Raw genomic sequence first — 20,053 nt, forward strand, 5'->3', positions numbered from 1 at the left:
TCTTGCGATACGACACACCGAGCTTGGAGCGGTGGAACAGTCGCGCCTACGACAGCAGCTTCGGCTACGTCTCCACCCAGGGTGCGCCGCTGATCGACCTGCTCGACGCGCGCCCGGGTGAACGCGTGCTCGACCTCGGGTGCGGCACCGGCGTGCTCACCGCGCAGCTCGCCTTCAGGGGCGCGGACGTGCTGGGCATCGACGGCTCGGCCGCGATGATCGAGAAGGCGCTGGCCCAGTACCCCGGCATCGACTTCATCGTCGGCGACGGGCACGACTTCACGGTGGTGGACCCGTACCACGCGGTGTTCTCCAACGCGGCGCTGCACTGGATGAGCCGCGATCCCGCCGCCGTGATCGCCAGCGTGCGCGAGGCGCTCATCCCCGGCGGCCGGTTCGTCGCGGAGATGGGCGGAGCCGGCAACTGCGCCGAGCTGACCGCCGCGATGCTCACCGCCTGGCGTGAGTACGGCCTGCGCGAGCCCGACCTGCCGTGGTACTTTCCCACGCCTGCCGAGTACGCCCGCCGCCTGGAGCAGGAGGGGTTCGTGGTCAGGCTGCTCGAATACTTCGATCGGCCCACCCCGCTCGACGAATGCCCCGGCGGGGCCGCCGACTGGGTTCGCATGTTCGCCTCGTCGGTGCTCGAAGGGCTCCCGCCCGAGGTCGTGGAGCCCCTGCTCCGCCGGGTCAACGAGCTGGCCGCGCCCGCGCTTCGCAGGGAGACCGGCTGGATGGCGGACTACGTGCGTCTACGCTTTGCCGCTGTTCGGCGTTGATGCGTCGTGCAGGATGCGTAGGGCTGTTTTGCCGGACTATGGTCTGTTCCGTGGGCGGCGAGATTATGGCTGCACCGCTGCGGCGGCGTGAGGGGCTGGTGAACGGAACGGGATGAACTTCTGCCTGAGCGACCTCGTACCACCGTTGAGGTGGAGCGACGCGTCGACGATCACGCTACTCACCGGGCAGCCGGACCTGCCGGATGCGTGGTGGCGCAGTCTGCCCATGCCGCACGTCCTGGCCGCCATCGGGCCCGAGTCCCTGGGCGAGTTGCTGACGGAGATCGCCCTGGAGCACTGGCCTGCCGCGGCGATCGGCGACGTGCTGCCCGCGCTGCACGTGCTGGACCCGGAGGAGGCCGACGAGCCCGCCGTCGCGATCGCGCTCGACCGCGCGGGATCGTGGGCCGGGCTGCTGGCGCTGACCAGCAGGGAGCTGGTGGACCAGCCCTTCATCCAGGCGCGTCCGGTGCTGAACACGCTGTTCTCCGCCGTCCTGGTGCGGGTCCCGCATCCGCACGCCGCGCACCCGCACCCGCCCGTTACGGCGCACGCGCCCGTCGCGGCGGAGCGCGCGCACGTCGCGGCCGGGGCGCCTGCGCGGCTCCCCGACGGGCCCGCTCCCGTCCCCGTCCCTGCGTTGGGCACCGATGAGGCTGAGCCGGTCGCAGACGGGCTGGAGCACGTGCCCGCGACCGAGGAGGCCGCCCGCGGTCCGGTCGCGGCGGAGCAGGGCTCTGAGCCTGCCGCCGACGAACCGGAGCCGGAGGAGTCCCGCGCCGGCGAGTCTGTGGACGGGGACCACCCGGAACACGCGGAGCACCCGCACCACGGAGAGCACCCGGATCACGGGGACCTCGTGGAGCGCGGAGAGCTCGTGGAGTCCCACGAGTCCGCCGCGTCCGCCGCCGAGCCTGAGGTCGAGGCCCAGCCCGAGGTCGCCGCGGCCGGGGAGTCCGAGCACGCCGAGGCCCAGGGCCCCGAGGCCCAGGCCGCGGAGTTCGAGGCCGCCGAGTCCGAGAGCAGTGAGCCCGAAAGCGCCGAGGCTGACGGTCCTGACGTCGAGGACGCCGGTGCCGAGGGCGCCGCGTCGTATGAGGGTGCCCGGCAGCCGGTGCTGGACGCCGATGCCGAGCCGGTCGCCGACGATGCCGCCGAGCCTGAGCCCGAGCCCGTGCTGGACGCCGCCGACGAGCCCGCGCCGCAGCCCGCGGCCGAGGAGGCGGCGGTCCTGGAGGCCGAGGGCGTCGGCGAGCAGCCGGAGCCCGCCGAAGCCGCCCACGAAGACGGAACCGCGGACTCCGAGGAGCCCGCCGAGGCCCAGGAGTTCGCGGAGGCCCAAGCGGAGGCCCAGGACTTCGCGGAGGCCCAGGGGTTCGCAGAGGCCGACGAGCAGCCCGCGGCGGCGGCAGGCGATCACGAGGACGGCGGTCACGAGGACGGCGGTCACGAGGACGGCGGTCACGAGGACGGCGGTCTCGGGCAGGCGGAGCCGCTGCCCGAGCTCATCGAGGCCGCGTTCGCCGGTCTGGACGACAAGAGCTGGGCCGTGGCCCAGAACCGCGTCTTCACCGACGAGCCCTCCGCCGTGGACCAGCTCGCCAAGCTCTTCGCCGTCCCTCCGGCCGAGATCTCCGCCACGGAGATCGAGCTGCGGGCCCGCCTGGACCACTGGCTGGCCAGCGAGGAGGCGGCCCCGTACCGGGCGCATCTGGACGAGCTGCTCAGGACCCTGGGCCCCACCGCCCCCAAGGAGCAGCTCATCGGCGCGGCCGCGTGGCACAACGTGGAGATCCGCGCGCTGGAGGTCCCCGCGTGGCAGTTCGTGCTGGCCACCATGTCGGGCCCGCCCGAAGAGCCGCAGGTCCAGGCAGAGCCGGCGCCGTCGGCGTTCGGCCAGCTCCAGACGCCGCCGCCAGGACCGCCGCAGTTCCAGGCGTTCATCCCGGTCACGCCCCCGGCGGAGACCAACGGGGGCACGGGCGAGCATGACAAGCCGTACCAGCCGTTGAAGGACGTCTCCCAGACCAGGCGCTGCTTCAGGCAGCCCGACGGCCGGTGGTGGCTGCGCATCGACGTGACCGCCGAGCAGCTGGCGGGCGGCGAGTGCGCGCTGCCGACGGGGTTCGCGTCGTACCTGGGGCTCTCGCCGGGCGAGAGCAGGACGGTGCGGAGCGCCGCGGGTGAGCTGACCATGGTCTGGCACGGCAGGCCGGTGCTCGAATCCATCGAACGCCTCCTCGTTGACGTGGGGGCGCGCGAGGGCGGGCACCTGTTCCTGACGCTGTCGGACGAGGGCGTGCTGAGGGCCAGGCACCTGCCGGTCGCTGCGCAGGGAGCCGAGAAGATCACCAAGGCGCTCCGGCTGGTCGGTTACACGGCCCCGGGCGGCACCCGAGATCAGGCGGCCAGGGTGATCGCGACCAGGATCGGCATGACAGGGCCGGTAAGCCTGCCAGACCTGCTCAACAGGCTCCGCGAGCGCGGAGACCGCGACCTGCTCGCCCTCTTGGACTGAGCCGGTGCCGCGGCTCGCGATCGGCCCTGAGTTTCCCAGGGAGCTCAGCGCACTGGCTCAGCCGGTGCGCAGGGACGCCGTGGTCGCGCTGCGCAGGTTCCTGCTGAACGTCTCCGGCGCCCCGCACCCCGAGCGGGTCAGGGGCGGCCGTGACCCGCGGGTCGCGACGTTGCTGCTGGCAGAGGGCCATCGCGGGGTGGTGGTGCGGCAGCAGGACGTCTACTGGCTGCGTACGGTGCTGCCGGGCCCCGAGGCCTGGTCGTTCGCCCGCCGCCACCGCTACGGCGTCAACCCGGTGATCGGCGTCGTCGAGGAGTGGGACGCCGAGGCGCTCGAACGCGTCGAGCCCGCTTTACGCAGATCGGCGAGATCGCGGGGCCTGTTCGACGGGATCTGCGACGGCGACCTGCTCGGGCTCGGCCTGGACGGGCACGCGCTGCCGCTGTTCAGGCTGATCACGACCGAGGCCGACGTGGCCGCGCTCGAACCGCTGCTGCCGCCCACCCAGCACGTCCCGCTGGCCGTGCTGGCCCGCGGCGGGTCCCTCGCCGAGGCGTGGCGCGAGCTGGACGCCTGGCGCGCCTCCGACGGCGACAAGGGGCCGATCGACACCGAGGACCTGCACGCGGCGTTGCGGCGCAGCCCCGACAAGGCGGCGTTCGTGCCCGACAAGGTGGCGCTGGACCGGGTGCTCGACGCGCCGGACTGGTGCACGTTCCTCTATCCGGCGCAGCACCGGCTGGCCAGGGCCGCCCGTTATGACCATCCCGTGCTCGTCGTGGGCGGTGCGGGCACCGGCAAGACCGTCATCGCCCTGCACAGGGCCGCCCACCTGGCCGCGCACGGCTCGGGCCCGGTGCTGCTGGTGACGTTCTCGCAGGGGCTGGCCGAGGAGCTGTCGGCGCGGCTGGACCTGCTGATCGAGGACGAGATCCTGCGCAAGCGGGTCGAGGTGGACAACGCGGAACGCCTGGCCATGCGGATCGTGACCGACGCGGAGGGCCGCCGTCCCCCGCTGGTCGGGCCTGGGGCGCGCTCTCTGGCCGAGCTGACGAACGAGGCGCTCAGGCTGATGTCCATCGCGACCGGAGATCTACTCGACGACGTGGATCCTGGACGCAAGCCGTACCGTCACATCGTTGTGGACGAGGCACAGGACATCAGCCCGGCGCAGTGGCGGCTGCTGCGCGCGGTGGCGCCGCACGCGCGCGACGACCTGTTCGTGGTCGGCGACCCGCACCAGCGCGTCACCGACACGCGGGTGGCGCTCGGCGCCGTCGGCATCCCCGCCGCCCAGCACACGCTCAGGCTCTCCTACCGCCTCCCCCAGGAGCTGCTGACCTTCGTGGTACGGCTGCGCGGCGGCGGCCCCACGAGCGGCCTCGTCAAGGGCATGACCGAGATGTACGGATTTCGCGCGACGCACAACGGCGACCGCCCGATGGTCAGGCAGTACGACACCCCCGAGTCGGAGCTGGCCGGCCTGCGCACCACGGTCGAGTCGTGGCTGGCGGACGGCGTGCCGGCCGAGGAGATCGGCGTCGGCGCGCGTACCCCACGGCTCGTCAGGGACGCCAGGCGGGCCCTGACCGGCCTGTCCGTGCGAGCCGCGACCTTCCAGCATCTCAAGGGACTCGAGTTCGAGCGGGTGGCGCTCATCGGCGTGGCGGAGGGCGTGGTCCCGGAGCCGCCGCCGGAGGACCCCGAGGCTCGGGCTCGTGCCCTGCAACGCGAGCGGAGCATACTGTTCGTCGCCTGCACCCGCGCGCGTTCGATGCTCTATATCTCCCATTCCGGAAGAGGCAGCCCGTTTCTCCCCCTCTGATCACATAGTCTGAACTGCGGATATCTACCCTTTGCCGGTTGGACCTCAATGAACCTCAGCCTGAGCGACCTCGCGCCACCCCTGCGCTGGACCTCCCCTGGTCAGATTGCGCCGATCGTGGAGGAGCCGCAGCTGCCCGAGGCCTGGTGGCAGGCGATTCCTCTTGACCGCGCCTGCTCCATCGTCGGTACGCAGACCATCGCGGGCCACCTGGCCGACCTGGCCGTGGCCTGCTGGGGGCATCTGCTGCTCGGCGACATCCTGCCGCTGCTGCGCTTCTCCGACCCCGCCGAATCCGAGCGCTCACCGGAGACGCTGGGCAAGGACGTGGTGCAGAAGCTGTTCAGCGGCGTGTTCGAGCGGCTGCTCGAACCCGTGCCGGAGGTCGTGCCCGCGCCCTCCAAGCCGGACAAGCCGCTGCCCGACCTGATCGACGAGCTGTTCGGCGCGCTGGACGACCGGCAGCGGGCCATCGCCCGCGACCGGCTGTACGCGGTGCAGCGGGCCACGCTGGACGAGCTGGCGCAGCGTTTCTCCGTGACGAGGGAGCGGATCAGGCAGATCGAGCGCGATCTGCGCGACCACGTGGAGTCCTGGCTGAGCGGAGCCGACGCGGCGGCGCTGGTCGCGCACGTCGCCTGGCTGCGCGGCCGGTTGGGGTCCGCGGTGCCGGCCGACGACCTTCAGGCCGCCGTTCCGTGGCACGGGACCGAGCTGCGGACGCTGGGGATCCCGGCGTGGCGGTTCGTGCGCACGCTGCTGACCGGCTACGAGCAGTCCGACGGCTGGCTCGTGTCGGGCGGGGCCGACGAGCTGCGGGAGAAGACGCGCCAGCTGTTCGCCGACGGCCCGCGCCCGATCGGCGAGGCCGTGTCCATGGTCACCCAGCTCGGTGTGCGCGAGGACGTGGCCGAGCGGTGGATCCTGGCCGTGCCGCAGCTCCGGGTGCTCGGCGTGCACGTGGTGCCGTGGCCGCGCAGCATCAACGAGAAGGCGGAGGCGGTGCTGGCGGTGGCCGGGGCGCCGCTGTCGCCCGAGGAGATCCAGGAGCGCATCGGCGAGGACTACAGCCTGGTCGGCATCCGCAACCAGCTCACCGCCGACGATCGCTTCCGCCGGGTCGACCGGAACAAGTACGGGCTGACCAGGTGGGGCGGCGACGAATACCTGGGGATCAGGGAGATGATCGCCAGGGAGATCGAGCGGGCCGGGGGCGAGGCCTCGGTGAGCACGATCGTGGCGAACCTGACCGCGCGTTACGACGTCAGCGAGAGCTCGGTGCGCGCGTACTCGGGGGGTCCCGGGTTCGAGCGGACGCAGCGGGGGTGGATCCGGGTGGCGGGCACCTCGCCGACCGGGGAGGTGGAGCCGTACCAGCCGCGCAAGGACGTGTCGGAGACGCGGCGCAGCTTCCGTTCCCGCGACGGACGCTGGTGGCACCGCGTGGACGTCAACGCCGAGCACCTGCGCGGCTCCGGGTCGCCGCTGCCGACCGGGTTCGCGGCCTATCTCGGGATGGCGCCCGGCGGGCAGCTCACCGCCTCGACGCCGACCGGCGACGTGGTGATCAGCTGGCACAACCAGCCCACCATGGGGTCGATCCGCAACGTTCTGGTGGACTTCAAGGCGAACGAGGGCGACCACGTGTTCCTGACGGTGTCGGACGGAGGCGAGCTGCTGACCCGCTACATGCCGGCCGCCCCCATCGCGATGCCTCCGGTGAACCGGGCGCTCTACCTCCTCGGCTACACCGCTCCCGTCAGCTCGGAGCTGGAGGGGCTGCGGCTGATCGGGGCCAGGATCGGGCTGTCCGAGATGGCCCCGCGCGAGGAGGTTCTGGCCCGGCTGCGTGAGCGCGGCGACCGGGACATACTCGGTTTCCTGGGCGGATGACGCCGGGCTAAGCTCGGCAGATGCTCCGGATCTACGACACGCGTGCCAGGCAGGTGGCGGAGATCTCCGCCGGGCGGGCGCTGCGGATGTACACGTGCGGCCCGACCGTCTACCGCTATGCGCACGTGGGCAACCTGCGGACCTACGTGCTGTCCGACCTGATCAGACGGGTCCTGGAGCGGCGGCGGGTGCGCGTGGTGGCCTGCCAGAACATCACCGACGTGGGCCACCTCGCCGGCGACGCCGACGAGGGCGAGGACAAGGTCCTCGCCCAGGCGCGGGCCGAGAGGCGCTCGGTCTCCGAGCTCGCCCGCTTCTACGAGGACGCGTTCAAGAGCGACACGGACGCGCTCAACCTGCGTCCGCCGGAGCACATGCCCCGGGCGAGCGAGACGATCGACGTGATGGTCGAGCTGATCGCCAAGCTGATCGGGAAGGGGCACGCGTACACGGTGCCCGACGGGTCGGTCTTCTTCGACGTACGCACCTTCCCGTCGTACGGCGAGATCTCCGGGAACCGCCTCGACGAGCTCAAGCCCGCGCACCGCATCGAGGGCGTCGACCCGCGCAAGCGCTTCCACGCCGACTGGGCCCTGTGGAAGCCCAACGAGGGCGAGCTGAGCTGGGACACGCCGTGGGGCCGCGGCTTCCCCGGCTGGCACGTGGAGTGCTCGGCCATGTCGCTGCGGTTCCTGGGCGAGAGTATCGATCTTCACACCGGCGGCATGGACCTGCGCTTCCCCCACCACGAGGACGAGCGGGCCCAGTCCGACTCCGCGGCCGGGCACGAGGTGGTCAAGCACTGGGTGCACGGGGAGCACCTGCTGTTCGACGGCCGCAAGATGGCCAAGTCCACGGGCAACGTGGTGCTGCTGTCCGACGTGACCGCGGCCGGGCTCGACCCGCTGGCCGTGCGGATGGCGTTCCTGGAGCACCGCTACCGGCAGCAGCTCAACCTGACCTGGGACACCCTGCGCGCGGCCGACCGCACGCTGCGCAGGTGGCGGGCGCGGGTGGCCGAGTGGTCGGAGTCGCCGAGCGCGCCCATGGCGGGCGACCACGTGGCGCGGGCGGAGTCCGCCTTCGACGACGACCTCGACCTGCCCTCGGCCCTGCGGATCCTGCGGGAGCTGGAGCGGGACGAGTCGGTGGCGCCGGGGGCGAAGTTCGAGTCGTTCCTGCACCTGGATCAGGTGCTGGGGCTGGACCTGTCGATAGAGATCGGCAAGACGCCGGTGCTGCCTTCCGGGGCCGGGCCGTTGCTGGAGTCGCGGGCCAGGGCCAGGGAGGCCGGTGACTGGGCGGCGGCCGACCGGCTCAGGGACGAGCTGGCCGACCTGGGGGTGCGCGTGTCCGACACGCCCGAGGGTCAGACCTGGGTCTGATCGGGCGGCTCACCCCTCTCCGCGGCTCCTCGATCATGATCGAGGCCGCCTGCGCGAAACCCCTGGTGGGCGGCGTTATATGCCCTTTCGCAGGGGTGTGCGGGGGGACGGAGGAGTGATTCCGGGCTGTCAGACTTAGTGCCAGTTCGGCAGCAAGATGGAGGTGTCGGTGAGGCCCTATGCGTGGATGCCGTGGCCATTGCGGTGGTTCGCTCGGGTGTTGACCGTGCTTCTCGCACTTGCCCTCGTGCTGGCGGGGGTACTCGTTTACACGGTGCGGAAGTCGTTCCCGCAGGTGGACGGATCGCTGCGGCTCCCCGGATTAACCGGAAGTGTGGAGATTTATCGTGATAAATCAGGAATTCCACACATTTACGCCGACACTGCCACGGACCTGTTCACGGCGCAGGGGTTCGTCCACGCGCAGGACCGCTTCTTCGAGATGGACTTCCGCCGCCACACGACCTCCGGGCGGCTCTCCGAGCTCTTCGGCAAGGCCACGCTCGGCAACGACAAGGCGCTCAGGACCATGGGCTGGCGCAAGGTCGCCGAGCAGGAGCTGCCCGAGCTCGCCCAGGACACCCAGGACTACCTCAAGGCGTACGCGAACGGCGTGAACGCCTGGCTCGCGGCCAACCCCAACGCCTCCGACCGCAGCCTCGAATACTCCGTGCTGAAGCTTCAGAACGGCGACTACCAGCCGGAGAAGTGGACCGCGGCCGACTCCGTGGCCTGGCTCAAGGCCATGGCGTGGGATCTGCGCTCCAACATGGAGGACGAGATCGACCGCGCGCTCGCGCTGACCAAGCTGCCCAAGGAGCGCGTCGAGCAGCTCTACCCCGGCTACCCGTACGACAGGCACGCCACGATCGTCGGCGAAGGCACGATCGACCAGGGACGCTTCGACCAGCAGGCCGAGCCGCGCCGCCGGGCCACCGGCGCGCTCACCCAGGCGGCGCAGACCCTCGACGCCGTCCCCAGCACGATGGGCACCGACGACCGCGACGGCATCGGGTCGAACTCGTGGGTGATCTCGGGCCGGCACACCACCAGCGGCAAGCCGCTGCTGGCCAACGACCCCCACCTGGCGCCGCAGATGCCGTCCGTCTGGTATCAGGCGGGGCTGCACTGCCGGAAGATCACCGAGGAGTGCCCGTACGACGTCACCGGGTTCACCTTCTCCGGCATGCCCGGCGTGATCATCGGGCACACGGACAAGATCTCGTGGGGGTTCACGAACCTGGGGCCCGACGTGGCCGACCTGTTCCTGGAGAAGGTCGAGGGCGACACCTACCTGTACAAGGGCGGGCAGCAGAAGCTGGAGACCCGGCAGGAGCAGATCAAGGTGGCGGGCGGCGCACCCGTCACGATCACCGTCAAGAGCACCCTGCACGGTCCGCTGATCAACGAGGTCATGCCGGACGCCCGGCCCGGCGGCGAGGCCAACGCGGTGGCGCTGCAGTGGACCGCGCTGACGCCCGGCCGGACGATGGACGCCGTCTTCGCGCTGAACAGGGCGGGCGACTGGGGCGAGTTCAAGGCCGCGGCGGCGCTGTTCGACGTGCCGTCCCAGAACCTGGTCTACGCCGACACCTCGGGCAAGATCGGCTACCAGGCTCCCGGGCGCATCCCCGTGCGCCTGCGCGGCGACGGCACCATGCCGGTGCCCGGCTGGACCGGCGAGTACGACTGGAAGACCGCCCCCATCCCCTACGACCAGCTGCCCGCGGTGGAGGACCCGGCCGAGGGGTTCATCGTCACCGCGAACAACGCCGTCATCGACCCCAAGCGCTACCAGCCGCTGCTGACCAAGGACTGGGCGAACGGCTACCGTTCCGAGCGCATCCGCGATCGCATCAAGGAGGCGATCGGGAAGGGCAAGATCGACGCGGCAGCCATGTCGGCGATCCAGCAGGACACCTACAACGGCTTCGCGGAGACCCTGGTCCCGGCGCTGATGCAGGTGGATCTGGCGGGTCCGGGCGGCGCGGCCAGGGAGCTGCTGAAGACGTGGGACCGTACGCAGGGGCTCGATTCCGCGCCCGCCGCCTACTTCAACGCCGTCTGGCGTCAGGTGCTGACGCTGACGTTCAACGACGACCTGCCCGAACAGGCCAGGCCCAGCGGCGGGGACCGCTGGTACGAGGTGGTCAGGCGGCTGCTCGACGCCCCGTCCGACCCGTTCTGGGATGACGTGAGCACGAAGAACCGCAAGGAGACCAGGGACGACATCCTGCGCCAGGCGATGGCCTCCGCGTACCAGGAGCTCGCCGAGCGGCTCGGGACGGACGTCAAGTCGTGGCGCTGGGGCGATCTGCACGAGCTGGAGCTGGTCAACGGCTCGCTGGGCACTTCGGGGATCGGGCCGGTCGAGGCGCTCTTCAACCGGGGGCCGATCGCGGTGCCGGGGAGCAAGGACGCCGTGAACGCGACGGGCTGGAACGTTCAGCGCGACTACACGATCACGGCCGTCCCGTCGATGCGCATGATCATCGACCTGTCGGACCTGGACAAGTCTCAGTGGATCAACCTGACGGGCGCTTCCGGGCACGCCTTCCACGGCAACTACTGGGATCAGGCCGACGCGTGGGCCAAGGGGGAGCTGCTGCCGATGCGCTCGAAGCCCGAATCGGTCAAGCAGGCCGCCACGCACACACTGCGCCTGTCCCCGTGACGCGTCACGTGCCGCTGGTGGGCCGGCGCCGCCAGCGGAGGGGCGCCCGCGGGTAGCCGCCGTCCTCCAGATCGGCGAGCCGCTCAAAAATGTTGTACGAAGCCTGGTGCCCGCAGACGATCACCGAGACGAGCATCGACAGGACGTAGAGCGGCAGCAGGGGCAGCCCGACGCACCAGGCCCACTGGGTGGCGTGCCGGCTCTCGTGCAGGATGAGCCGGTCGTCCAGCGCGTTCCACTTGGTCAGGACCACGTTTCCGACCGTGAACGCGCCCGCGATGGGGAAGCGGTAGCGGTAGCCGAAGGCCAGGATGAGCCCGTTGGGACCGGGCTGCCTGGACGTGCCACCGATGACAGAGATCAGCAAACCGAGCGGCGTGGCGAGATTGATGTAGTTCGCCGCACGCCGGAACCGGAAGCGCCTGTTCATGCGTCTCAGTCTTGACCAATCTTGACAAGTCGGAATAATGATCTGCGTCCTGAAATCTCCCAAAGAGCAGGATTATGAGATTCTCCATCCTGGGCGCGCTGCTCGGCACCGTTGCACTGGCAGGAGCCGGCGGAGCTGCGATCACCCAGACGTCAGCGACCGATCCCCTACGAGCTACCGAAAACCCTCTAGGCGCACGGGTGGCCTTAGTCACCGACCCGACGACGAGCCCGACTCCGTCAGAGAGTCCCACAGTCGGGGAGTACACCGCCAAGACGAAAGTCGTCAAGAGGAAGGGCGTCTCCTACCTGAACGTGTCCGTCGAGTACGACGGGGCGGCGCGCTTCACCGTCAAGCAGAGGGTCTGCAGGAGCACGTCGTGTAAGACCGCGAGTACCGACCTTCCGGTCACCACCGGCGCGGCAGCGTCCACGCAGAGGCTGGGCAAGGGCACGTACAAGAAACGGGGCAAGGCGGCGATCAGCATGACGCCGCTGCCCTGGCCGACCGTCACGGTGACAGAGCCCGGCCCGACCGTCACGGTCACCGAGCCAGGTCCCACGGTCACCGAGCCCGGCCCGACCGTCACGGAGACCGTGACGGCCACGTTCACCTGTCAGCCCGCGCCGACGGACACGCTTCCGCCGACCGACGTGCCGACAGATGTGCCGACGGACGTTCCCACGGACACGGTGTCACCGACGGTCACGGTCTCGGAGTCGCCGCTGACGCAAACCACCAGTCCACCCGTGTCGGAAACCCCGACCCCGACCCCGACAGTCACCCCGACCGACGTGCCAACTGACACGCCGACCGACACCCCGACGGACACCCCGACGGACACGGTGTCGCCGACGGTGACTCCGACCGAGATTCCCACCTGTCCGCCACCGTCGGAGACGCCGACCGAGGTCCCCACGGACGTCCCGACCGATACCCCGACCGACACGGTGACGCCGACTGACACCAGCGTCCCGACAGAAACCACGACCGTTCCCGCCCAGTAGCGGCCTCGGGATCGTTGACCGGGCCAGGCGCCACCGGGCGCCTGGCCCGGCTCATGCCCGCGGCAGCGCGGCTAGAGCGTCTTGTAGCGGCCCTCGTGGTAGATGAGCGGCGCCCCCTCGGACGGCGTGCCCAGCCCCGTCACCTCGCCCACCACGATCGAGTGGTCCCCGCCGTCGTGCACGGCCGTAGTGGCGCACTCCACGGTGGCGATCGCGTCGTCGAACAACGCCACCCCCGACTCCCCCCGATGATGCGGCCACCGGACGAGCTGCGCGTTCAGCGGGCGCCCCCGGTGGGCGAAGAACCGCGAGGCGTCCTCCATCGAGGCGGGCAGCACCGAGACCCCCCAGATCCCGGACTCCAGCACGGCGTCGTGGAAGCGGGCCACCTTCTCCGCGCAGAACAGCACGAGCAGCGGATCGAGCGAGACCGAGGTGAAGGAGTTGACCGTCATCGCGTGATCGACATCGCCCAGCCTGGTCGTGACGATCGCGACTCCGGTGGCGAAGCGGCCGACGACCTTACGGTAGTTTCCCGGGTCCACATGCCGCTCTATCGAATGCACGAAGTTACTTTATGCCTCTACGTCGGATTCTTCGGTGCGTACCCCCGCAAGAGCCACGATCCCGCACTGGACGAGGGCGAAAGCACGTAGGCCCCCACAAGGGCCGCCAGACCCCCGTACAAGTAGATGTATCCGGGGGCGCCCTGCGCGATCACGAGATCCCCCGACCCCAGCTGCAGCGTGAACGGCATCGTCACCAGCAGCCAGCCGACCGCCGTCACGACCACCCCGAGCCGGCCGCGCATCAGCTTGCCCGCTCCCAGGCACACCCCGAACAGCGCCAGCACCCAGACGATCGCCGCGGCCGGGAGCGGGCCGACCTGCCACGCGGGATGCGTGAACCCGCCCACGACGCCCATGACGACCCCGAGCACGAACAGCATGCCGTACGCCGCCCCGCCCAGCGCCGACTCGGCCTGGCTGCGATGTTCCATGTCGAACGAGGTTAGTGGATGCCCGCGAAGAGATCGTTCTCGCGGTCGTGCGGCTCACCGAGACCGCCGACCTCGACCGGCGGACCGGGCACGGGACGGCCCGGCACCCCGATGGCCAGGGTGTAGTGCTCAACGCCCAGCACCTCCTGCCCGATGTTGTTGGACAGGGCGAACCACGGGCTGTCCACGATGATCTGCGTGGCGTGCGCGCGGAAGGCCTCGGTCTTGTTGCCGATCCACGGGCGCGCGTCGATCTCGGTGGTGATGTCCTCGTCGTGGCTGCCGAACGGCATGTCGTCCACGTCCTCGACGAGGAAGTCCGTGCCGGCCTCGCGCAGTGCCTCCGCCGTGCGGCGCATGCCGGACCTGGCGATGGCCGTGTGGTAGAACTTCGCGATCTGCCAGGGCTCGCCCTCGCCGAAGCCGGGTTTCGCGGCCAGCTCGAACGCTCTGCGCGAAACCCGGTGCGCCTGGATGTGGTCGGGATGCCCGTAGAAGCCGTTGTCGTCGTACGTGACGAGCACCTGGGGGCGTACCTCGCGGATGACCTTGACCAGCTCCCCGGCCGCCTCGTCGAGGTCGGCGCGCCAGAAGGCACGCGGGTGGTCGTTGGACGCGACGCCCATCATCCCGGAGTCGCGCCAGCGGCCGGGCGCGCCCAGGAAACGGTGGTCCTCGACGCCGAGCGCGTCGCAGGCGGCGTCGAGCTCGCCGATCCGGTACGGGCCGAGCGCGTCGTCCTGGTCGGCGGCCAGATGGGCGAGGTCCTGGGGGATGATCTCCCCCTCCTCCCCCAGCGTGCAGGTCACCAGCGTGACGTGGGCGCCCTCGGCGACGTATTTGGCCATGGTCGCGCCGGTGCCGATCGACTCGTCGTCCGGATGGGCGTGCACGAGCAGGAGACGGCGATCAGTCATAGCCATGAGCGTAACAATCGCGCGTTCCTGGCAGGATTGGGCCCATGAGTGAGAGCTTCCCGCGACTGTCGGCCAGGACCCGCCGGTTCACCCTCGGGGTGCCCAGGGGCTTCACGATCTCCCCGGACGGCGGCCGGGTGGTCTTCCTGCGGACGCGTTCGGGCACCGATCCGGTCACCTGCCTGTGGGAGCTCGACACGGAGACCCACGTCGAACGCGTGGTCGTCGATCCGCGCGAGCTCAACGCCGACGACGAGAACCTGCCGCCGGAGGAGCGGGCCAGGCGCGAGCGCAGCCGTGAGGGGGCGGGCGGCGTGGTCGCGTACGCGGCCGACTCCACCCTGACCAGGGCCTGTTTCGCGCTGTCCGGCGGCCTGCACGTCGTGGACCTGGCGAGCGGCCAGACCCGGCGCGTCGACACGCCCGGCGCGGTCATCGATCCCCGCATCTCGCCCGACGGGCGACATGTCGCCTACGTCACCGGCGGCGCCCTGCGGGTGCACGACCTGGTCACCGGCGATGACCGCGCGCTGGCCGTGCCGGAGTCGGAGACGGTGACGTACGGGCTGGCCGAGTTCATCGCGGCCGAGGAGATGGACAGGATGCGCGGCTACTGGTGGGCGCCGTCGAGCGACGCCCTGCTGGTCGAGCGCGCGGACGAGGCGCCGGTGCGCACCTGGCACATCGCCGACCCGGCCAACCCCGACCGGCCGGCGACGGCCCAGCGCTATCCGGCCGCGGGCACGCCGAACGCGGTCACCGAGCTGTTCGTGCTGGGGCTGGACGGGTCGCGGGTCGCGGTGCCGTACGCGGAGGAATACCTCACGACGGCGGCCTGGGACTCCCACGCGCTGTCGATCGTGACGCTGACCCGCGACCAGAAGACGATGCGGCTGTTCACCGTCGATCCGGCGACCGGCGCGGCCGCGCTCGTGCGCGAGGACACCGATCCCGCCTGGGTGGACATCGTGGGCGGCGTCCCCGCGCACCTCGACGACGGGTCGCTGGTCTGGGTGGCCAACGCCGACGGGGGCCACCGGCTGTTCGTGGGCGACCGCGCGGTCACCCCGCCCACGTTGCAGGTGCGGGCGGTGCTCGACGTCGATCACGGCAGCGTGCTGTTCAGCGCCAGCGGCGATCCGACCGAGATCCATCTGTGGACGTGGGACGGGCATTCGCTGCTGCCGGTCTCGACCCGTTCCGGGGTGTTCTCGGGGCGGATGTCGGGGGGTGTCGGCGTACTGACCGAGCAGAGCATCGACGCCGAGGGCGTGTCCACCACGGTCGTGCGGCGCGACGGCATGGCGGTGCCGATCCCCTCGTTCGCCGAACGTCCCGGCCTGGACCTGCGGGTCTCGATCGGCCGTTCAGGGCACCGCGAGCTGGCCACCGCCGTGGTGCTGCCCTCGTGGCACGAGCCGGGCTCGCGCAAGCTGCCCGTCCTCATGGACCCGTACGGCGGCCCGCACGCGCAGCGGGTGCTCAACCGGCGCGGCGCGTTCCTGGAGAGCCAGTGGTTCGCCGAGCAGGGGTTCGCGGTCATCGTGGCCGACGGGCGCGGCACTCCCGGCCGGGGCACCGAGTTCGAGCGGGCCGTGCTCAACGACCTGGCGACCCCGGCGCTGGAGGACCAGATCGACGCTCTGCAGGGGGTGGCCGAGCAGTATCCGGACGATCTGGACCTGACGAAGGTGGCCATTCGCGGCTGGTCGTTCGGCGGGTTCCTGGCCGCGCTCGCGGTGCTGCGGCGGCCGGACGTGTTCCACGCCGCGGTGGCGGGAGCGCCGGTGACGGATTGGCGGCTGTACGACACGTGCTACACCGAGCGATACCTGGGCCATCCGGACGAGCAGCCCGAGGTGTACGAGAACTCCTCGCTGTTCGCGGACGCGCCCAAGCTCGAACGCCCGCTGCTGCTGGTCCACGGGCTCGCGGACGACAACGTGGTGGCCGCTCACACGCTGCGGCTGTCGTCGGCGCTGCTCGCGGCGGGGCGCCAGCACAGCGTGCTGCCGCTCTCCGGCGTGACGCACATGACGCCGCAGGAGGTCGTGGCGGAGAACCTGCTGCTGCTCCAGGTGGACTTCCTGAAGCGAGCACTGACCTGACGCTGACCTGACCACCGCACGCTGACCTGACCGGCGCACCCTGGGGCTGACCGGCGCACCCTGAGCCGGGTGGCTGACCGCCGTCAGTCCCGCAGGGCGTCGAGCAGCCGGGACACGGTCAGCCCCAGCGCGACGACGGCGCCCAGCACCAGCATGTACGCATACGACGGGGCGTTCATGAGGATGAGCTGCCCCTGGACGATGGCCAGGATCAGCACGGCGAGCAGGGTGCCCGCCACCGCCCCGCGCTCGCCGTTCAGGCTGGTTCCCCCCAGCACCACGGCGGCGAGCGCGAACACGACGGTGAACACCCCCTGACCACTCGGCTGCGCCGCCCCCAAGCGCATCAAGAAGGCGAACCCACCCAAGGCGGCGAGCGCGTTCGATCCGGCCAGCCCGAGGAGACCGCCCGCCCACCCCTTGCTCAGCCGCTCGCGAACATTCCGGTTCAGCCAAAACGCCCCGCCCGCCACCGACAGCACGGCGAACACCACGAACCCCGCCACGAGCGGGAACGGCGACCCGCTGGGCAGGACGATCACGCTCCCTCCCGTGATCATGACCAGCAGCGCCTCACAAACCAGCGCGGCAGTGAGCGTCACCGCCCAGGAAGGCGCGTTCACCAGCACCGTGAACGCCCCCAAGACCAGCCCGGCGAACGCGGCGAGCACCAGCACGAGCAGCACCCCGGCGGCCGGCGACAGCTCGTACTCGACCACCGCCATGGCCACGAGCCCACCGGACAGGGCGGAAACGGCGCCCACCGCGAGATTGGGCGTGCCGGTCCGCACCGACAGGGACAACGCCACGGCGGCCAGGCCGAGGGGCGCGGCCAGGGCCAGAACGTTGACCAGGTGCTGCAGCGGCGCGGTGACCAGGACCGTGCCGACGGCCAGCACCGCGATGACGCCGAGCGCACCCTCCCATGCCCACTGCCATTTGGTCACGTCGTCGATGCTGCCTAGCGCTCACCCCCACCACAAGACCCATTTCCAGGCCCGCAGCTCATGCATGACCGCCACCAGCCACACATCCAGAACCGGCAGGACCAACGAGATGCGCAGCACCGACGCCCGGATCGATCTCGGTCTGACAACCCCTGGTAGGACTTCCACCCTCAAAGACCAAACCGTGGTCCGACGCGATCCCACCCTCCCCTCCGGAATCCTGACGCCATGCCCCACCCCCTCACCACCACAGCCACCGCACTAACAACGGCCCTACTCCTATCCACAGGCGCCAGCTCCACGGGCGGCACCTCCACAAACGGCAGCTCCACAAGCAGCACCTCCACCTCCACCTCCACCTCCGATGGGCTACAAGAGTGGAAAACCTGCCCAAACGACAAGATCGGCATGGAATGCGCCGACCTCCAAGTCCCCGTCGACTGGAAGAAGCCCGACGGCCGCAAGATCACCCTGAAACTGGGCCGGCTGAAAGCCACCGGCACCTCTGAAGGCTCCGTCCTGGTGGCCTACGGCGGCCCCGGCGGCCCGGGCATCGCCCTCACCCAGTCCGTCCCCGACTGGTGGACCAGCCTCCGCAAGCGCATGGACGTCATCACATGGGACACCCGTGGCTACGGCGAGCAATTCCAGGGCCTCAGCACCGGCCTGCAGTGCTCCTGGACCCGCGTCCCCATCCCCGACGTCCCAGAGGACGACGCCGACTTCGGCCGCCTCTCCGACACCAACCGCGGCTACGCCGAAGCCTGCCGCCTCAAAGATCCCGAGCTCTTCGCGAACATGACCTCAGCCGACCAGGCCAGAGACATGGAGGCGATCAGAAAGGCCCTGGGCGGCGGCAAGCTCAACTACTACGGCGCCTCCTACGCAGGCTTCTACGGCCAGGACTACGCCCGCCTCTTCCCCGGCCAGGTCCGCACGATGGTCCTCGACGGCACGTGGAGCCACAGCGCCGCCGACTGGCCGGGCGAGCTAGCGGAGATGGCCAAGTCCAACGAGCAGTTCATGCAGCGCTTCTTCACATGGTGCGCCGGCAACGACTGCAAGGACGTCCCCACCCTCTGGCGCAAGTTGATCGCCCACGCCGACCGCAGCCCCATCCCCACCACGACGGCCAACGTGGCCTACAAGGCCCGCGACCTGCAGTCCTTCGCCCTGGCCATGGCCCGCCAGGGCACTTCAGGCTGGCCCAAGCTCGCGCAGGCGATCCGCAAGGCGGCCAAGGGCGACGCCTCCGGCTTCGTGCCCGCACGCGGCAGCCGCTACCCCGACCAGACCACAGGCGTCACCGAATGCACCGACTGGCCGCGCTACAACTCCCTCAAGGAGCTGACCGCCGCCACCAACCACCTGCGCAAGATCGCCCCCAACACGGGCACCGCCAACACGATGGCCTCAGCAACCCTCGGTTGCATCGGCTGGCCAGTTCCGGTCACCAACCCACCCACGCCCCTCCCGAAGGGCCTGCCCCCCATCCTGGGAGCCGGCGCATGGGGCGAGTCGGATGCGGTAGAACGCGTCCTGAGCGCGGTCCCCGGCAGCGCCACCATCCACCATGACGGCCCAGGCCACACCCTCTACGGCAACAACAGCTGCGCGCGAGACCACATCAACACCTACTTCACGGACCGTACGCTCCCACCCCAGAAAACCAAGTGCTGAGCCAGTCGCCCTGTCCCGTGAGGCGAGACATAACCCCCATGTAATTCACATCGTCGATGTCCACGGACTGTCTAATGCCGGGCGGGATCACCGGCCAGCCGACACGCAGCGCCCCCTGACATCAGGCAGCAGGGCCACAGATCAGCCAGCATCCAGCGCCCCCTGATATCGGGCGGAGCCACAGGCCAGCCAACACGCAGCACCTCCTGACGTCAGCCAGGGCCACAGGTCAACCAGCACGCAGCACCTCAACGACGGCGATGGCTTCCTTGAGCAAGTCGATCGGACATCCCCAATAGTCATAGATGCCGCCACGGGCGCGGTTGCTCCCGCAGATGACGAATACGCCGGTCCCCAGTTTCGCCTTGAGTTGACTGGCCAGCCAGCCGACGAAGCCGCTGTTGTCGAGCTCGGCGGGGAAGTGAAAGGAGAAGATCCCGAATTGCTCGATGTGTTCATGCTCTTGGGCGAGTGGAACCAGGCGGCTCCAGCTCTGGTCGTCGCGGACCACAGCCAGCGTGTCGCCGGTGAGCACCGGCGGCTGGTCGATGGGGAACTCTTCGAAGCACCAGACGCCGTCGTGCACCTGAACGTCGGCCTGAGCGATCACACAGCGGAGACGCACCTCGGTCTGTTCCGGCGTCTCCAAGCTGACACTGACCATCGGTGACATCTCCTCTGCGCCCTGCTCTGGAGCGTACGGTTGATCATCGCATTGCCTGGGCGCCGCACAGTTCCGGCCGGGGGGTGACCCAGACAACGCCGTCGCTCGATCGCTGATCTCTGGTAGTGCGCCGTCGGTGGCAGCGGCCATGGCCGAGTTCCCGCCAGACCGGCGGCCAGCGCGCCCCGCACAGGATGGGTCGGACGCGGCTGGCCGACCGGGTGCA

At 70.4% G+C, this 20,053-nt stretch carries 15 protein-coding genes; 9 read left to right on the forward strand and 6 right to left on the reverse strand.

The window, feature by feature from the left end; all coding sequences use genetic code 11:
* Positions 1–2 precede the first annotated feature (2 nt).
* The 6 genes from ABEA43_RS33560 (at position 3) to ABEA43_RS33585 (ending at position 11,074) form a co-directional block, all read left to right on the forward strand.
* The gene (locus ABEA43_RS33560) at positions 3–779 is read left to right on the forward strand and encodes a class I SAM-dependent methyltransferase (protein WP_345568196.1); all 777 of its coding nucleotides are present in this window, start codon (positions 3–5) and stop codon (positions 777–779) included.
* Between the two features lie 112 nt (positions 780–891).
* Positions 892–3,297 carry a hypothetical protein gene (locus ABEA43_RS33565; RefSeq protein WP_345568198.1) on the forward strand — a complete coding sequence of 802 codons (2,406 nt, stop codon included), beginning with the start codon at positions 892–894 and terminating at the stop codon, positions 3,295–3,297.
* A gap of 4 nt (positions 3,298–3,301) precedes the next feature.
* Positions 3,302–5,122, forward strand: coding sequence for a UvrD-helicase domain-containing protein (locus tag ABEA43_RS33570; RefSeq protein ID WP_345568200.1), 1,821 nt, complete (start codon positions 3,302–3,304; stop codon positions 5,120–5,122).
* A gap of 48 nt (positions 5,123–5,170) precedes the next feature.
* Entirely contained in the window at positions 5,171–7,015 is a 1,845-nt protein-coding gene (locus ABEA43_RS33575; protein WP_345568202.1) for a sigma factor-like helix-turn-helix DNA-binding protein, read from the forward strand.
* Between the two features lie 20 nt (positions 7,016–7,035).
* Positions 7,036–8,400, forward strand: coding sequence for a cysteine--tRNA ligase (gene cysS, locus ABEA43_RS33580; protein WP_345568204.1), 1,365 nt, complete (start codon positions 7,036–7,038; stop codon positions 8,398–8,400).
* Between the two features lie 187 nt (positions 8,401–8,587).
* Positions 8,588–11,074: a penicillin acylase family protein gene (locus tag ABEA43_RS33585; protein WP_345568505.1), complete on the forward strand. Its 2,487-nt coding sequence runs from the start codon at positions 8,588–8,590 to the stop codon at positions 11,072–11,074.
* Positions 11,075–11,078: 4 nt separating this feature from the next.
* Here the strand turns inward: ABEA43_RS33585 and ABEA43_RS33590 are convergent, their stop codons facing one another.
* Positions 11,079–11,504, reverse strand: coding sequence for a hypothetical protein (locus tag ABEA43_RS33590; RefSeq protein ID WP_345568206.1), 426 nt, complete (start codon positions 11,502–11,504; stop codon positions 11,079–11,081).
* A gap of 74 nt (positions 11,505–11,578) precedes the next feature.
* On the opposite strand from ABEA43_RS33590, the gene ABEA43_RS33595 reads away from it, so the two are divergent.
* Positions 11,579–12,511, forward strand: a complete 933-nt coding sequence (locus tag ABEA43_RS33595) for a hypothetical protein (RefSeq protein ID WP_345568208.1) — start codon at positions 11,579–11,581, stop codon at positions 12,509–12,511.
* A 71-nt stretch (positions 12,512–12,582) separates the two neighbouring features.
* Here the strand turns inward: ABEA43_RS33595 and ABEA43_RS33600 are convergent, their stop codons facing one another.
* From ABEA43_RS33600 to mshB, 3 genes are read right to left on the reverse strand one after another with little or no spacing between them, the layout of a single operon-like run.
* Positions 12,583–13,077 (reverse strand): flavin reductase family protein, encoded by a 495-nt coding sequence (locus ABEA43_RS33600; RefSeq protein ID WP_345568210.1) that lies wholly within the window; start codon positions 13,075–13,077, stop codon positions 12,583–12,585.
* A 17-nt stretch (positions 13,078–13,094) separates the two neighbouring features.
* Positions 13,095–13,511: a DUF6113 family protein gene (locus tag ABEA43_RS33605; RefSeq protein WP_345568212.1), complete on the reverse strand. Its 417-nt coding sequence runs from the start codon at positions 13,509–13,511 to the stop codon at positions 13,095–13,097.
* Between the two features lie 11 nt (positions 13,512–13,522).
* Entirely contained in the window at positions 13,523–14,428 is a 906-nt protein-coding gene (gene mshB, locus ABEA43_RS33610) for an N-acetyl-1-D-myo-inositol-2-amino-2-deoxy-alpha-D-glucopyranoside deacetylase (protein ID WP_345568214.1), read from the reverse strand.
* A 44-nt stretch (positions 14,429–14,472) separates the two neighbouring features.
* Between mshB and ABEA43_RS33615 the strand changes: the two genes are divergently transcribed.
* Positions 14,473–16,536, forward strand: coding sequence for a S9 family peptidase (locus ABEA43_RS33615; protein ID WP_345568216.1), 2,064 nt, complete (start codon positions 14,473–14,475; stop codon positions 16,534–16,536).
* Positions 16,537–16,619: 83 nt separating this feature from the next.
* Here the strand turns inward: ABEA43_RS33615 and ABEA43_RS33620 are convergent, their stop codons facing one another.
* The gene (locus ABEA43_RS33620; protein ID WP_345568218.1) at positions 16,620–17,483 is read right to left on the reverse strand and encodes an ABC transporter permease; all 864 of its coding nucleotides are present in this window, start codon (positions 17,481–17,483) and stop codon (positions 16,620–16,622) included.
* 408 nt (positions 17,484–17,891) lie between these two features.
* Here ABEA43_RS33620 and ABEA43_RS33625 point away from each other — a divergent pair, with 408 nt between their 5' ends.
* Positions 17,892–19,163: an alpha/beta fold hydrolase gene (locus ABEA43_RS33625; protein ID WP_345568220.1), complete on the forward strand. Its 1,272-nt coding sequence runs from the start codon at positions 17,892–17,894 to the stop codon at positions 19,161–19,163.
* Between the two features lie 229 nt (positions 19,164–19,392).
* Here the strand turns inward: ABEA43_RS33625 and ABEA43_RS33630 are convergent, their stop codons facing one another.
* The gene (locus tag ABEA43_RS33630; protein WP_345568222.1) at positions 19,393–19,827 is read right to left on the reverse strand and encodes a DUF6196 family protein; all 435 of its coding nucleotides are present in this window, start codon (positions 19,825–19,827) and stop codon (positions 19,393–19,395) included.
* Positions 19,828–20,053 lie beyond the last annotated feature (226 nt).

The organism is Nonomuraea rosea (assembly GCF_039539705.1).
In the GTDB taxonomy this organism is placed as follows: Bacteria; Actinomycetota; Actinomycetes; order Streptosporangiales; family Streptosporangiaceae; genus Nonomuraea; species Nonomuraea rosea.

Excerpts from the sequence above, each read along its gene's own strand:
- ABEA43_RS33565 (WP_345568198.1), top strand. The coding sequence starts at position 892 with ATGAACTTCTGCCTGAGCGACCTCGTACCACCGTTGAGGTGGAGCGAC.
- ABEA43_RS33575 (WP_345568202.1), top strand. The coding sequence starts at position 5,171 with ATGAACCTCAGCCTGAGCGACCTCGCGCCACCCCTGCGCTGGACCTCC.
- cysS (WP_345568204.1), top strand. The coding sequence starts at position 7,036 with ATGCTCCGGATCTACGACACGCGTGCCAGGCAGGTGGCGGAGATCTCC.
- ABEA43_RS33585 (WP_345568505.1), top strand. The coding sequence starts at position 8,588 with ATGCCGTGGCCATTGCGGTGGTTCGCTCGGGTGTTGACCGTGCTTCTC.
- ABEA43_RS33590 (WP_345568206.1), bottom strand. The coding sequence starts at position 11,504 with ATGAACAGGCGCTTCCGGTTCCGGCGTGCGGCGAACTACATCAATCTC.
- ABEA43_RS33595 (WP_345568208.1), top strand. The coding sequence starts at position 11,579 with ATGAGATTCTCCATCCTGGGCGCGCTGCTCGGCACCGTTGCACTGGCA.
- ABEA43_RS33605 (WP_345568212.1), bottom strand. The coding sequence starts at position 13,511 with ATGGAACATCGCAGCCAGGCCGAGTCGGCGCTGGGCGGGGCGGCGTAC.
- mshB (WP_345568214.1), bottom strand. The coding sequence starts at position 14,428 with ATGACTGATCGCCGTCTCCTGCTCGTGCACGCCCATCCGGACGACGAG.
- ABEA43_RS33615 (WP_345568216.1), top strand. The coding sequence starts at position 14,473 with ATGAGTGAGAGCTTCCCGCGACTGTCGGCCAGGACCCGCCGGTTCACC.
- ABEA43_RS33625 (WP_345568220.1), top strand. The coding sequence starts at position 17,892 with ATGGAATGCGCCGACCTCCAAGTCCCCGTCGACTGGAAGAAGCCCGAC.
- ABEA43_RS33630 (WP_345568222.1), bottom strand. The coding sequence starts at position 19,827 with ATGGTCAGTGTCAGCTTGGAGACGCCGGAACAGACCGAGGTGCGTCTC.